Annotated in this window: 12 protein-coding genes; 7 read left to right on the top strand and 5 right to left on the bottom strand. The window is 69.7% G+C overall.

Annotated features, from left to right (window positions below; all coding sequences use genetic code 11):
- Positions 1–20: 20 nt before the first annotated feature.
- Both H7I57_RS22575 and H7I57_RS22570 read left to right on the top strand, forming a co-directional pair.
- Positions 21–1856, top strand: coding sequence for an acyl-CoA dehydrogenase (locus tag H7I57_RS22575; RefSeq protein WP_264026187.1), 1836 nt, complete (start codon positions 21–23; stop codon positions 1854–1856).
- 45 nt (positions 1857–1901) lie between these two features.
- Positions 1902–2186, top strand: coding sequence for a YybH family protein (locus H7I57_RS22570; RefSeq protein WP_264026186.1), 285 nt, complete (start codon positions 1902–1904; stop codon positions 2184–2186).
- Here H7I57_RS22570 and H7I57_RS22565 read toward each other — a convergent pair.
- A complete protein-coding gene (locus H7I57_RS22565; RefSeq protein WP_264026185.1) occupies positions 2168–3643 on the bottom strand; it encodes an aldehyde dehydrogenase in 1476 nt (491 codons plus the stop codon). The two genes, H7I57_RS22570 and H7I57_RS22565, sit on opposite strands and share 19 nt — an antisense overlap.
- An 81-nt stretch (positions 3644–3724) precedes the next feature.
- Positions 3725–4492, bottom strand: a complete 768-nt coding sequence (locus H7I57_RS22560; protein WP_264026183.1) for a class I SAM-dependent methyltransferase — start codon at positions 4490–4492, stop codon at positions 3725–3727.
- A gap of 35 nt (positions 4493–4527) precedes the next feature.
- On the opposite strand from H7I57_RS22560, the gene H7I57_RS22555 reads away from it, so the two are divergent.
- The 4 genes from H7I57_RS22555 (at position 4528) to H7I57_RS22540 (ending at position 7156) form a co-directional block, all read left to right on the top strand.
- Complete coding sequence (locus H7I57_RS22555; RefSeq protein ID WP_264026181.1) at positions 4528–5709, top strand: glycosyltransferase family 4 protein; 1182 nt, start codon at positions 4528–4530, stop codon at positions 5707–5709.
- A gap of 98 nt (positions 5710–5807) precedes the next feature.
- The gene (locus H7I57_RS22550; RefSeq protein ID WP_264026179.1) at positions 5808–6032 is read left to right on the top strand and encodes a hypothetical protein; all 225 of its coding nucleotides are present in this window, start codon (positions 5808–5810) and stop codon (positions 6030–6032) included.
- Positions 6029–6886 (top strand): oxygenase MpaB family protein, encoded by an 858-nt coding sequence (locus H7I57_RS22545; protein WP_264026177.1) that lies wholly within the window; start codon positions 6029–6031, stop codon positions 6884–6886. The genes H7I57_RS22550 and H7I57_RS22545 overlap by 4 nt, the downstream gene beginning before the upstream one ends.
- Positions 6887–6895: 9 nt before the next feature.
- Entirely contained in the window at positions 6896–7156 is a 261-nt protein-coding gene (locus tag H7I57_RS22540) for a hypothetical protein (protein WP_264026175.1), read from the top strand.
- On the opposite strand, the gene H7I57_RS22535 is transcribed toward H7I57_RS22540, so the two are convergent.
- Together H7I57_RS22535 and pgfA are read right to left on the bottom strand one after the other, a co-directional pair.
- Positions 7123–8877: an MmpA family trehalose lipid delivery protein gene (locus H7I57_RS22535; RefSeq protein ID WP_464489920.1), complete on the bottom strand. Its 1755-nt coding sequence runs from the start codon at positions 8875–8877 to the stop codon at positions 7123–7125. The two genes, H7I57_RS22540 and H7I57_RS22535, sit on opposite strands and share 34 nt — an antisense overlap.
- Before the next feature lie 41 nt (positions 8878–8918).
- Positions 8919–10124 carry a cell envelope lipid trafficking protein PgfA gene (gene pgfA, locus H7I57_RS22530; RefSeq protein WP_264026173.1) on the bottom strand — a complete coding sequence of 402 codons (1206 nt, stop codon included), beginning with the start codon at positions 10122–10124 and terminating at the stop codon, positions 8919–8921.
- A gap of 321 nt (positions 10125–10445) precedes the next feature.
- Here pgfA and H7I57_RS22525 point away from each other — a divergent pair, with 321 nt between their 5' ends.
- Positions 10446–11567 (top strand): acyltransferase family protein, encoded by a 1122-nt coding sequence (locus tag H7I57_RS22525; RefSeq protein WP_264026221.1) that lies wholly within the window; start codon positions 10446–10448, stop codon positions 11565–11567.
- A 72-nt stretch (positions 11568–11639) separates the two neighbouring features.
- On the opposite strand, the gene H7I57_RS22520 is transcribed toward H7I57_RS22525, so the two are convergent.
- On the bottom strand, positions 11640–14033 hold a 2394-nt coding region (locus H7I57_RS22520), incomplete at its 5' end, for a discoidin domain-containing protein (protein WP_264026172.1).

Below are 14033 nucleotides of genomic sequence, written 5' to 3'. Positions count from 1 at the left end.
CGAAGACCGGAGGGCGCAGCATGGGCCACTACAAGAGCAACGTTCGCGATCTCGAGTTCAACCTGTTCGAGATGCTCGCGCTGGAGAAGGTGCTCGCCACGGGTGCGTTCGGCGACCTCGACGGTGAGTCGGTGCGCCAGATGCTCGACGAGGCCGCCAAGATGGCCGAAGGGCCGCTGGCCGAGGCGTTCGCCGAAACCGATCGCCACCCGCCGACGTTCGACCCGGCGGCCCACACGGTCAGCATTCCCGAACCCTTCAAGAAGGCGTTCCGGGCCTGGTACGACGGGGACTGGTTCCGCGTCGGCATGGCCGCGAACATCGGCGGGGTGCCCGCGCCTTCGACGGTGGAGTGGGCGATCAACGAGTTCGCGCTCGGCGCTCAGCCGGCCGCCTTCATCTACTCGGCCGGCCCGAAGATGGCCGACATCGTCAACGCGATCGGCAACGAGCAGCAACGGCACTGGGCGTCGCTGATGATCGAGCGCAACTGGGGCGCGACGATGGTGCTCACCGAACCGGACGCCGGTTCCGACGTGGGTGCGGGCCGCACCAAGGCGATCCCGCAACCCGACGGCACCTGGCATCTCGACGGCGTCAAGCGGTTCATCACCAACGGCGACACCGACGACCTCTTCGAGAACATCCTGCACGTGGTGCTGGCCAGACCGGAGGGCGCTGGGCCCGGCACGAAGGGCCTCAGCCTGTTCGTGGTGCCGAAGTTCCACTTCGACCCGCAGACCGGTGAGCCCGGTGAACGCAACGGGGTGTTCGTCACCGGCCTGGAGCACAAGATGGGGCTCAAGGCGTCGGCGACGTGTGAACTCACGTTCGGCCAGCACGGCACCCCGGCGGTCGGGTGGCTGGTCAACGACACCCATGAGGGCATTGCGCAGATGTTCAAGGTGATCGAGTACGCCCGGATGATGGTGGGCACCAAGGCCATCGCGACCCTGTCGACCGGCTATCTGAACGCGCTGGACTACGCGAAGATCCGCGTCCAGGGCGCGGACATGACCCAGATGACCGACAAGGCCGCCCCCCGCGTGACGATCATCCACCACCCGGATGTGCGTCGGGCGCTACTCACGCAGAAGGCCTACGCCGAGGGTCTGCGCGCGCTGTACCTCTACACCGCGGCGCACCAGGACGCGGTCGCCGCCGACATCGTCTCCGGCGCCGACGCCGCGATGGCGGGCCGCGTCAACGACCTGCTGCTGCCGATCGTCAAGGGTGTGGGTTCCGAACGGGCCTATCAGTGCCTGACGGAGTCGCTGCAGACCCTCGGCGGATCGGGCTTCCTGCAGGACTACCCGATCGAGCAGTACATCCGCGACGCCAAGATCGACTCGCTCTACGAAGGCACCACGGCCATCCAGGCGCAGGACTTCTTCTTCCGCAAGATCGCCAGGGACCAGGGCGGTGCGCTGATGCACGTGGTGTCGCACATCCGCCGGTTCCTCGACGACGGCTCGGCACACCCGGAACTGGCCGAGGGCCGCGCGCTGCTGGCGACCGCTGTCGCCGACGTTCAGGCGATGGTGTCCGCGATGACCCAGTTCCTGGTCGATTCGCAGCAGAACTCCCGAGAGCTGTACCGGCTCGGGCTGGAATCGGTGCCGTTCCTGTTGGCGGTCGGGGACCTGCTGCTGGGCTGGCTGCTGCTGCAGCAGGCCGAGGTCGCCCTGACCGCCCTGGACCGCGACGTCAGTCAGCGCGACCGCGACTTCTACACCGGCAAGGTCGCGACGGCGAAGTTCTTCGCCAAGAACGTGCTGCCACGGCTGACCGCGGACAACGCGATCCTGCAGGCGGTCGACCTCACCGCGATGGAGCTGTCCGAAGCCGGCTTCTGACCGGGTCGGCGATGAGTGCCGCCGTCGGCGGAGGTCGTAACCGACATGACTGACGAAACCGAGATCCGCGGGATCATCGAGCGGTGGGTCGCGGCGATCCGGGCCCGCGATCTGGAGGGCGTGCTCGCCGCCCACACCGACGACATCGTGATGTTCGACGTCCCGAAGCCCTACGACGGGGTTCGCGGCATGGCCGCCTACCGCGCCAGCTGGCCGCCGTTCTTCGACTCCCCGGGCGCGCCGAAAGTACGTTTTCTGACGGAAATCGGTGGAAATCCGTCAGAAACCGTACGCTCGCCGTGCATCGGGCGTCAGGTCGCCGGTGTATAGCCGAACGGCAGCAGGATGCTCTTGGCCTCGGTGTACGCCTCGATGCCCTCGGGGCCGTTCTCCCGGCCGATGCCGGAGTTCTTGAAGCCGCCGAACGGGGCGCCGGGATCGAACGCGTACATGTTGACCGCGTAGGTGCCGGTGCGGATCTTGCGCGCGATCTGAAGGGCCTTGTCGTTGTCGGTCGTGTAGACGCTGCCGGCCAGCCCGTAGACCGAGTCGTTGGCGATGCGCACCGCGTCGTCCTCGTCCTCGTAGGGGATCACCGCCAGGACGGGTCCGAAGATCTCTTCCTGGGCGATGGTCATCGAGTTGTCGACGTCGGCGAACACCGTCGGCTGGACGAACCAGCCGCCGTCGAGCCCGTCGGGGCGGCCACCGCCGGTGACGACGCGGGCGCCCTCGTCGACGCCCTTCTTGATGTAGCCCTCGACGCGCTCGCGCTGCTTCTCGGAGATCAGCGGGCCGATCATCGCGGCCGGATCGTCGGGCAGCCCGATCGGCATATTTCGGACAGCTTCCCCGAGTTTTTCCACGACCTCGTCGTATCGCGACCGGGGCGCCAGGATCCGGGTCTGCCCGACGCAGGCCTGGCCGCAGTTCATCAGGCCGGAGAACACCAGCATCGGCAGCGTGGAATCGAGGTCGGCGTCTTCGAGGATGATGGCCGCCGACTTACCGCCCAGCTCCAGCGTGCACGGCTTGAGCCGCTCGGCGGCGAGCTTGCCGATCTCCTTGCCGACCCCCGAGCTGCCGGTGAACGTGAACTTGTCCAACTCCGGGTTGGCCGTCAGCGCGCGGCCGGTCTCCGGGCCGCCGGGCACGATCGAGAGCACGCCCTCGGGCAGCCCGGCCTCGGCGAACATCTCGGCCATCGCGAAAACCGAAAGCGGTGTCTCGGCGGCCGGCTTGAGCACGACCGTGCAGCCCGCCAGCAGCGCGGGACCGAGCTTGTTCGCGGCCAGGAAGAACGGCACGTTCCACGCCGTGACGGCGCCGACGACCCCGATCGGCTCCTTGACCACGAGGGTCTGGCCGTAGATGCCGTCGCGGATCTCCTGCCAGGTGAACTTGTCCGCGGCACCGACGTAGTAGTTGAACGACGACATCGCGGCGCCGTACTGCATCATGTCGACGATCGTCGGGGGCTGGCCGGTCTCGGCGGCCAACAGGAACTTCAGCTCGTCGCCGCGCTCCTCCATGAGCTTCACGGCGCGGCCGAGGATCTCGGCGCGCTCGGCCGGCGACATCTGCGGCCACGGTCCCTCGTCGAACGCCTTGCGGGCGGCCGCGCAGGCGGCGTTGACGTCCGCCTCGGACGCCAGCGGCACCTTGCCGACCAGTTCGCCGGTGGCGGGGGAGTGCACCTCGATCACATCCGAGGTGGCCGGCTCGACCCACTTGCCGCCGATGAACAACTTGTCCCACTCGGTCTTGAAGGCAGTGCTCTGGGTCATATCGCTCCTCGCGTCCGCAGTGTCATGGCCGTCACATTACCCACCGATGGACCAAACGAGAACCTGTTGCAGTTCAGCCCCTCACGACGGCCGCAACACCAACACCAGATTGCTCACCGTGAACTCACGGAGCAGTGGCACCCGGACCGTCCCCCATGCCCATCGGGGGTGGTAGCGGGGAAATGCGGCGACCAGAGCGCCGGTGCCCGCCGCCCACCTCAGACCGTCCCGAGCATTCACCGCGAACAACGACGATCCGTAGTCGTTCTTCGGTCGGTGGCCGTGCTTGCGCGCGTATCGGTCCGCGGCCCGGCGGCCGCCGAGATAGTGCGTCAACCCCATCTCGTGCCCGCCGAACGGGCCGAGCCACACGGTGTAGGAAAGGATCGCCAGCCCGCCCGGCCTGGTGACCCGCAGCATCTCGTCGCCCAGCCGCCAGGGTTCGGCGACGTGCTCGGCGACGTTGGACGACAGGCAGATGTCGACGCAGCCGTCGGCGAACGGCAACGCGGTGCCCGACGCCCTCACGAACACCCCCGCGGGGCGGTGCAGCCGCGGTGCTGCGGCGTGCATCTCGCGAGGGTCGGGTTCGACGCCGATGTAGTGCAGTCCGGCGTCGGTGAAGGCCGACGCGAAATAGCCGGGGCCGCCGCCGACGTCCAGCACCGTCAGGCCGGTCGCGGGGGAACCGTCCACCGACGTCCACAGGTCGGCCACCATCGCGACCGTGTCGGCGGCGAGCGCGCCGTAGAACCGGTCCGGGTCGCTCTGCTCGAAACGGAACTGTGACAGCAGGCGCAGCGAACGCGACAGCGTCGCCCGCCGTGCCAGAAGGTCCGTTGCCGCCATCTCGGCCACCCTAGGACGCGGCTACTCTGAACCCGATGTCCGACCACCCCGATCCGTCGACCCACCGGCCGCTGCGTTCGGTGCTGCTGCTGTGCTGGCGCGACACCGGTCATCCCCAGGGCGGCGGCAGTGAGACCTACCTGCAGCGCATCGGCGCGCAACTCGCAGCGTCCGGCGTGCGCGTCACGCTGCGCACCGCCCACTATCCCGGCGCCGCCCGCCGCGAAACCGTCGACGGGGTCCAGATCCAGCGCGCTGGCGGACGCTACTCGGTGTACGTGCGGGCCGGGCTGGCGATGGCGGCGGCGATGCTCGGTCTCGGTCCGCTGCGCCACGTGCGTCCCGACGTCGTCGTCGACACGCAGAACGGGCTGCCCTTTCTGTCCCGGCTGGTGTACGGCCGGCGCACGGTCGTCCTGGTGCACCACTGCCACCGTGAACAGTGGCCGGTGGCCGGACGGGTGATGAGCCGCATCGGGTGGTTCGTCGAGTCGCGACTGTCGCCGCGCATCCACCGGGGCAACCAGTACGTCACGGTGTCGCTGCCTTCCGCACGGGACCTCGCGCTGCTCGGCGTGAGGGCCGACCACGTCGCCGTCGTCCGCAACGGCGTCGACCCGGCGCCCGAGGACACGTTGACCGTGCCGCGGTCGGCGACGCCACGGGTCGTGGTGCTGTCCCGGCTGGTGCCGCACAAGCAGATCGAGGACGCGCTCGGCGCGATCGCCCATCTGCGACAGCGGATACCGAACCTGCACCTGGACGTTCTCGGAGGCGGCTGGTGGGCGCAGCGCCTCGTCGACCACGCCGAGGGCCTGGGGATCTCCGATGCGGTGACGTTCCACGGCCACGTCGACGACGTCACCAAACACGATGTGCTGCAACGCAGCTGGGTGCACATGCTGCCGTCCCGCAAAGAGGGATGGGGCTTGGCGGTCGTCGAGGCCGCACAACACGGGGTGCCCACCATCGGTTACCGGTCTTCGGGCGGACTGTCGGACTCCGTCGTGGACGGGGTCACCGGCCTGCTCGTCGACGACTACCACGGTCTGGTCGACGGCCTCGACCGCCTGCTGTGCGACGAGGTCCTGCGCGACCAACTCGGCGTGAAGGCGCAGGTGCGCAGCGGCGAGTTCTCCTGGCAGCAGAGTGCGGATGCGATGCGGATCGTGCTCGAGTCGGCGCACGCCGGAAACATGATCCGCGGCGTGATCTGAGCAGCGTTCACAACACCACTACCGAAACCTGCGATCACGTGCCTGCTCGTCGGTACGAATAGCAGACACCGTCGAGTATCGGCATTAACATAACCGCCATGCTCAGCGACCTGCGCCGGGTTCTGGACTACGAGATGACGCTCGCCGAATGGATCGGCGCCGCGCTGCTGGCCGCGGTGCCCTACCTGGTGGTCGGCGTCGTCTGGTCGTTGACCCACACCGCCGATCTCGCCGGCCTCGGCGCACCCGAGAAAGCGGCCGCGTTCGTCTGGGCTGTCGTGTCGTGGCCCGTGCTGCTGGTCGCCGACGTGTGCACGCCATGACCGACAACCGAATCCGCATCACCCGCCGCACCGCGCGCTGGAGCGACGAACCGGTGACGGCCGCCGACGCCATGGACTTCTGGTCGTTCGCCGCGGGCGCGGCCAACGTGATCATGCAGTTGTCGCGTCCCGGCGTGGGCCACGGCGTCGTCGAGAGCAAGGTCGACTCCGGCGCCCTGATGAAGCATCCGTGGAAGCGGGCCCGCACGACGTTCCAATACCTGGCCGTCGCCGTCATCGGAACCGATGACGACCGGGCCGCCTTCCGGGAAGCGGTCAACGGAGCGCACCGGCAGGTGAAGTCCGGCCCGGACAGTCCGGTGCAGTACAACGCATTCGACCGGGACCTGCAGATGTGGGTGGCGGCCTGCCTGTTCGTGGGCATCGAGGACACCTACCAATTGCTGCGCGGCGAGATGACCCCGGAGCAGTCCGAGCAGTTCTACACCTCGGCGTGGCCGCTGGGAACCACGCTGCAGGTCAGCGAGGACCAGTGGCCCCCGACCCGGGCGCAGTTCGACGACTACTGGGACACCGCCTGCGAACAGGTGGCCGTCGACGACGTCGTGCGGGCCTACCTGCTCGACCTGATCAACCTGCGGATGATCAATCCGCTTCTGGGACTGCCGTTCCGGCCGCTGCTGAAGTTCCTCACCGCGGGCTTTCTGGCGCCGGTCTTTCGTGACACGCTCGGCCTCACGTGGGGTCCGGCCCGGCAATGGTGGTTCGAGCACCTGTTCCTCTTCGTCGCCTTCGTGAACCGGTTCCTGCCGGGCTTCGTCCGGCAGGGCGGCAGCTACGTGCTGCTCGCCGATGTCCGGATGCGTGTCCGGCGGCAACGCAGGCTGGTCTGAGGGGGAGACATGTCCGGTGTCCGGGAAGCCACGCGCCGCGTGTTGAGCAGACGCGTCAGTGTCGCCGACGTCCTCGAGACGGGCCTGTGGCTCGCGATCCCCTACGTGACCATCGGTGTCGCGTGGGCGTTCTTCCACGTCGAGGACGTGCGCCACCTCGAAGACCTGCTGCAGACGCGGCTGCCCGCCGGGGGCGGTATCGGCGCCTACCTGTTCGTCGCCGGCCTGTGGCCCTTCTACCTCGTGCTTCCGGCAGTCTGCGCCGCCTGACCGGGCCGCCTGCGCAGCGCGAACAGCAGCATCCCGGCGAGGCCGAGGCCCAGCAGGCCCAGCCACACCGCGTGAGCGGCGACCATGACGGCGCGGTGAGGTGAGGGCGGCGTGTCCCCACCCACGGCGTACACCGTCAGGTCGGCGTCGCGGTAGGCCACCGGCAGCGCCAGAGTCGGGGCCCCGTCTTCTCCGTGTGCCCCGCCTTCTCCCCGTTCGATGACCACCCAGCCCACTCCCGCGGCGGCGAGCCGTTCCCTGTCGGCCCCGGCGACCAGCAGTCGCTGCACCTCGCGCGCCCGGGCGCCCTCACCGGGCACCGTGCGCCCGCCGATCGTCAGGTCCCCGGTGCTCAGCACGTCGGCGCGGACCCATCGAGGCAGCGGGTCGAGGACCGGGGCGTCCCCCGCCCACCCGAAGCTACGCATGCTGTCGACGGGCAACACCGCGACCGGGCGGGGATCGGCATTGATGACGGCGGCCGCGGCCGCCCATCCCGCCGGGTACCGCACCGGTGACACCTGGCCGCCGACACCCCACGCCAGATCGGGCAGTGTCGCCACCAGCGCCGCGCAGCACACCGTCGCGGTCACCGCTGCCGGGACGCGCGGTCGCAGCACCACGACGGCGGCCGCCCCGGCCAGCGCGTAGCCGGGCACCGCCAGCGCCACCCACTTCTGGCCGTCCCGCAGCACGCCCAGCCCGGGCATCGCCCCGATCACCGCCTCCAACGCCGCGAGACCCGGACCCGTCGCCACCACCGCGGGCGCCACGACAGCGACCGCCGCGACGACGAGCAACGGCACCGCGACCCTGCGGCGAATCAGCCACGGCACCCCCACCGCGACCACGGCCAGCAACACGAGCGCCGACGCCAGCGCGAAAGGTGTTGTCCGCGAGGCGGGCACCGCCTCGGCGTTCCAGATGCCGCCGAGGCTCGCCAGGCCGCCCAGGGTGCCCAGTCCCGGCTCCGCCCGCGCCGCGAACGCGGGCACCCCCGATTCGTCGGCCGTGGCCAGCCACCCGCTCGCCACGACGGAGGCGACGAGCCAGGGCAGCGCGGCCACCGCCGCCGTACCCAGGCTCAGCGCCGCGCAGAACCCGCGCGACCGCCCGTCACCCGGAGCCACGGCGCATGCCAGCGCGATCGCTGCGGCCAGCAACAGGCCCGTCGGCGTCAGTCCCGCGAGCGCGATCCAGAACAGCAGCGCCGCCACCTTCCCGCCGGAATTGCGTTCCAGCCGGTGTCCACTCGCACTTTCGCTGCTGGAATGCAATTCCGGCGGAGATCCGGAGCGCAGCGCCAGCACCGTCGCCGCCACCCAGGGCAGGCAGCCGTAGCCCACCAGCAGGCTCCAGTGACCTTGCAGAAGCCGCTCTGCGACATAGGGATTCCAGATCGCGATGGTGACGGCGACACACTGGCCGGCGATCCCGGCCTCGGGCACCACGGTGGCCGCCAGCTGGGCGGCTCCCCAGCCCGCCAGCCACAGCCCGAGGATCAGCAGGGTCTTGACCACCACGCCGCCGTCCAGCACCGCCGAGGCCAGTGCCACCGCGAAGTCCTGCGGCAGCGCCCTGGGCGCGGCCTGCGACAAGCCGAGCGCGGTGTCGGACAGATACGACCGCGGCGTGGACACCGCGTCCCGCAGCAGCAGATACCCGGGCGCGAGCAGCGGCGCCGTCACCGCCAGCGTCAGCACCAACGCGTACGCCGGCACCGCCAACGAGCGCGCCCGCGGGGGCGAAAGGAAACGGGCGATCAGACCGGTTTGTCGGGCGGCAGATCGGACGGCCGCTGCGCGGGGAGTTTCTCGGTCTTGGCTTCCGCACCCGGTACCGGCTCGCCCTCGTCACCCCGGCCGCCGAAGAACCGCTGACCGGTGTCGTCGAGACCGGGATCGATGAGCATCGACTCCGCCCGCAGGCTGAACGATCCGAGCAGCGCGCCACCGACGAGGGCGATCAACCCGAGCGCGGTGAAGGTGATCGGCAGGATCCGGCTCCACAACGACACCCGGTCGCGCTCGTCCTGGGCGGCGGCCACCTGGGATTCGACGGACTCCTCGTTGGTGGTGACGGTGTAGTCGGCGAACGTCACCTCGGGACGCAGCGCCTCCCGGGCGTAGTAGTGATAGGCGCGGTCGGACTGTTTGACGATGGTGCCCGACACCGGGTCGACCCAGAACGTGCGCTGGGCGGCGTAATAGCGGGTCATCGTGATCGGTTCCTCGGGGTCGCCCTCGAGGCCCCACAGCGCCGCGCGCGCCGTCGCCTGGGCGTCGGCGTCGTCGTCGTACAGCGATGCGTACTTCACCGGCTCGACCAGTTCACCGTCGGAGTCGAAGCCGACGTTCTGGGTGAACTTGAAGGCGGTCAGCCCGTTGACGTCTTCCTCGCCGGAGTAGTTGGCGTCGTAGGCCTTCTGGGCGATCGGATCGAAGAACGGATAGGTCTTCTTCTCGGTGTCGAAGGGGAAGCGGTACGCCAGCCCCTCGTGCGGGAGCGCGATGTTGGTCGGCGGGTCCTCGTCCTCGATCGCCCGCGGCTTCTGGACGGCGCCACCGGGGTTGCTCTCGCTGGACACCGCGAGTGCGGTCTTACGGTCGAGCGTGACGGTGTCCACCATCGCCAGCAACAGACCGTTGTCCTGCTGCTCATCGCTGCGCTTGACCGTGCTGCCGACCTGCAGGGTCACCACGTCGGCGTTCGACGGCGACTCCACGGTGATCTCCTGCTGCATCACCAGCGGCACATCCTCGTCGACGACGAACCGCTGGCTGTTCAGCGATGCGGGCTCGAACGCGGTGCCGGTGCCCTCGCTGATCAGCGTGGCGTCGATGTTCAGCGGGATCTTGGTGATCTTGCCCGTCGTGTACGTGGACAACAGCAAGGCGGCAATGAGCAGCGCGGCGCCGAGGCCCATGATTCCGCACGCGGCGATCCGCAGCGCAACTGCGCGGTTCAATACCGGTCTCCCTTCGCGCGCCGTCACCGGCCCCTACCTCGGTCTGATGGGCTGCCGGTGGAGACACAAAACCCGTTCGACCCTAACAGCACAAGCTAAGGCCGTCGCTTACTACAACCCGTTCGCGAACCTGTCGTCACGTCGACGTCATCCCACGGGTCTGCGCGGTCGGCAGTACTCGTTTTGGCCCCGGTCGTTTTCATCCCGGCCGGCCCGACGGGCACACTGTTCGTCGTGACCGCATCCGTGACGGCCCACACCGCAGGGCGCGACGCAGGCGCCGTCGGCGGGACGCGCGGGTTCCTGCCCGCCGTCGAGGGCATGCGCGCGTGCGCGGCCATCGGAGTGGTCGTCACCCACGTCGCCTTCCAGACCGGGAACACGGGCGGGTTCTCGGGCCGGCTGCTCGGCCGCTTCGATCTGGCGGTGGCCGTGTTCTTCGCCCTTTCGGGTTTCCTGCTGTGGCGCGGACACGCCGCCGCGGCGCGGGGTCTGCGGTCTCGGCCGTCGACCGGGCACTATCTGCGGTCGCGCATCGTGCGCATCATGCCCGGCTACCTCGTCGCCGTCGTGGTGATCCTGACGCTGCTGCCGGACTCCGAGGCGGACCTCACGGTGTGGCTGGCGAACCTGACGCTGACACAGATCTACGTGCCGTTCACCCTCACCGGGGGGCTGACGCAGATGTGGAGCCTGTCGGTGGAGGTCGCGTTCTACATCGCGTTGCCGTTTCTGGCGCTGCTGGTGCGGCGGGTTCCGGTGGGAGCGCGGATCGGTGTCATCGCCGCCGCGGCGGTGGCGAGCCTGGGCTGGGGGCTGATGTGGCGGCTGATCCCCGTCGAGCCGCCGTTCGGTGTCAACCCGCTGAACTGGCCGCCGGCGTTCCTGTCGTGGTTCGCCGCGGGCATGCTGCTCGCTGAACTGACCGTCAGCCCGATCGGATGGGTGCACCGCCTGGCGCGGCGGCGCGTGCTGATGGCGGTTGTCGCGCTGGCGGCCTTCCTGGTCGCGGCCTCACCGGCGGCCGGTCCGGAGGGCCTCACCCCGGGTACCGTCGACCAGTTCATCGTCAAGACCGCGATGGGTGCGATCGTGGCCGGGGCGCTGCTCGCTCCGCTGGTTCTCGACCGCCCCGACACGGCGCACCGGTTCCTGGGCAGCGACATCATGGTGACGCTGGGACGTTGGTCCTACGGCCTGTTCGTCTGGCACCTGGCCGCGCTGGCGATGGTGTTCCCGGTGATCGGCGAGTTCGCGTTCAACGGCCACATGCCCGTCGTGCTGGTGCTGACGGTGGTGTTCGGCTTCGCGATCGCCGCGGTCAGCTACGCGCTGGTGGAATCGCCGTGCCGAAATGCCCTGCGCCGCTGGGAGAGACGTGTCGACCCGACGCCTCTCGATTCGTCGGTCAGCGACGAGACCGAGCCAGCCGTCGCGCGCTAGCCTCAGCGTCGAAATTGCATTCCGGCAGACCGGTACTCGAATTCTCCCTGCTGGAATGCAATTTCGGCGGGGTCAGTCATCCTGCACATCCGGGGCGCGGTCCGCCTGTGGAATTGCCGACACCGTCACCGCCACGACCGACAACAGGGCCAGGAACTGAACTCCCGCCGCGTGACCCACATAACCGTCGACGGAACGCCACGGGTTCTGGCTGAGCACCGCCCCTGCCAGGATCAGGCCGGCCGCGGCGGTGCTGAGAGTCAGTGTGTGCCAGAGCGTTTCGCGTCCGCGCAGCAGATACCGTATGCCGAGCGCCGCTCCGGCCACCGCCACCCCCGCCAATCCCGAGATGACGGCCGCCGCCGCGATCAGCGCCGCGCCGCGGACGGCAGGAGGCGGCCGCCACGGCGGCGCGGCCGGGAACGGCGAGAGACGGCGCCGGGGCGGCAGGAAGGCCAGCGCTACCAGGAGGGGCAGCAGGGCGAGGCCGCCGATCAGCCCGGCCCGGTAGGTCGCGTTGGACGGGAAACTCAGCGTGACGCCTCCCTCGGCGCCAGCAGGCAGCACCCAGCCCTGCTGCCAGCCGTTGACCGTGGCGGAGGTCAGGGTGGCACCGTCGGCGCTGCGGGCGGTCCACCCGGGGTTGGCGCTCTCGGGCACCACCAGCACCCGGGCCGTGTCCGACGCGGGCACGTCGATCTCGCGGCGGTCGCTCGTCCACTGGCCGATGAGGACGGAATCCGTTGTGGCCGAGCCCAGTCGGCCCGCCGCAGGCGCAGCCAGCTGGACACCGTCGACGACGAACGCCGGACCCGGGCTGATCAGCAACTCCTGCTGCCCTGCCGGAAGCGTGATCGGCTCACTGCGGCACGGACGTGCCTGGACGGGTGCGTTGTCGAGCAGCGCCCCCACGGTGGTGGTCACCGATGTCTGCACGAACAGTCCGGCGACACCGATGACCGGGCCGCGCCCGCACGGCAGGCTGATGGTCCGTGCGCGGTTGGCGTCCGCATCGGCGGCGGCGATCGGTTCGCCGCGCTCGTCGAGCGCCACGATCTCCGCCAGCCCCGGCGGCTTGAGCTGGTCGAAACCGAGTGCGGTGCGGTCGATCACGTCATGCCAGTCCAGCAGCGACACCGTGATCGAGTCGGTGACGCGGGGTTTGAGGTTCAATGTCTCGGTGCCCTCGGTGAGGCGCCGCACCTCTGGCCCGTCACCCAGGTCGGCAGCGATCATCGTCGGATGTGCCGGCAGCGCAGACGAACTGGGCGTCACCCGCAACGCCGCCACGTTCTGCGGGGTGGGCAGCTTCAGCACCAGGGTGGGTGGAGTGCGTGGCTGTGCGACGCGCTGCGGTGCCGTCCACGCGGTGCCCGGGTCGCCGTCGGTGGCGGCATAGGCCGAACCCAGGACATCGATCGGGTCGGAATCGCCCGTGGCCCTGATGGTGTCGGGGGCGGCGATGAGGTCGGCGAGGTTCGGTCCCTGGCGGGCGCGCACCCACACGGTCGGTGTCACGGTGGTCTGTTCGGGTACCGTCAACGTCCGGCTCAGGTTGACCGGTTCCTCGGAGGCCAGCGCCATCGCCGCCGCGCACCGGACCCCGGTGGGACTCTCGGCGCAACCGGAACGGCCAAGCAGTTCGGATCCCAGATCCCATTGGGCGACAACCGAACCCGGCGGTGGTGCGGGTACCTCCACGGTGTGGCGGAGGTTGACAGGGAAGGCGAATCCGTTGGCGTCGTACTGGGTGACGGTGAAATCGGTGATGCCGAACTGCACGCCGGGAGAGCCGTCGTCGGTGCCCACTGCGGTGATCCGCACCCACGGCGACTCCCCGTACGGCAGCGCCACCGTCACGGGCTTGCCGGCTTCCTCGAACCGCACCGTGACGGTGCCGTTGACGGTGGCGACCTCGAGCCGGCGGACCTGGGCGCCGACGGCCGTGGCGCTCGGGGTGATCGTCAGGGTGGCGTTGGTCACCGGACGGTCGAAATCGACCTGGAGCCACTGGCCGATCGCGTTCTGCAGGGCGTTGGACACCCAACTTGTCGAGGCGTCCCCGTCGATCGCCGCAGGCGGCGCGGAGGCGGGTGAGACGTTGGGCAAGGCCGTGGAGTCCGACGCCGAACTGGACACCGAGATGCGGCCACCGCTCCACTGTCCGTAGATCGGGTCGGTATCGCCGGCGGGATAGTCGGGCACCCGGTTGAACGTGTTGCGCGGATCCCCGGCGGCGCGGACCGCCGAGGAGTGATCGTCGACCCGGCCGTAGTCGGTCTCGCGCGCAAGCGGGGTGTCGGTCACGGTGACGACCGGTGCGGGCAGGCCGGCCGCCAGCGCGTCGGGGGTGAGCAGCGCCGGCCCCAGCGGCGGCCGGCCGGACAGCCGCCTGCGCTCGTCGAGCCGGAGCAGCGACTCGGGCCCGCCGTCCACCCGGGCCATAGCATCGGCGTCGACGAGGTA

Source organism: Mycolicibacterium pyrenivorans, assembly GCF_025821625.1.
Taxonomy (GTDB): domain Bacteria; phylum Actinomycetota; class Actinomycetes; order Mycobacteriales; family Mycobacteriaceae; genus Mycobacterium; species Mycobacterium pyrenivorans.
This window is presented reverse-complemented; position numbering and strand designations above follow the sequence as displayed.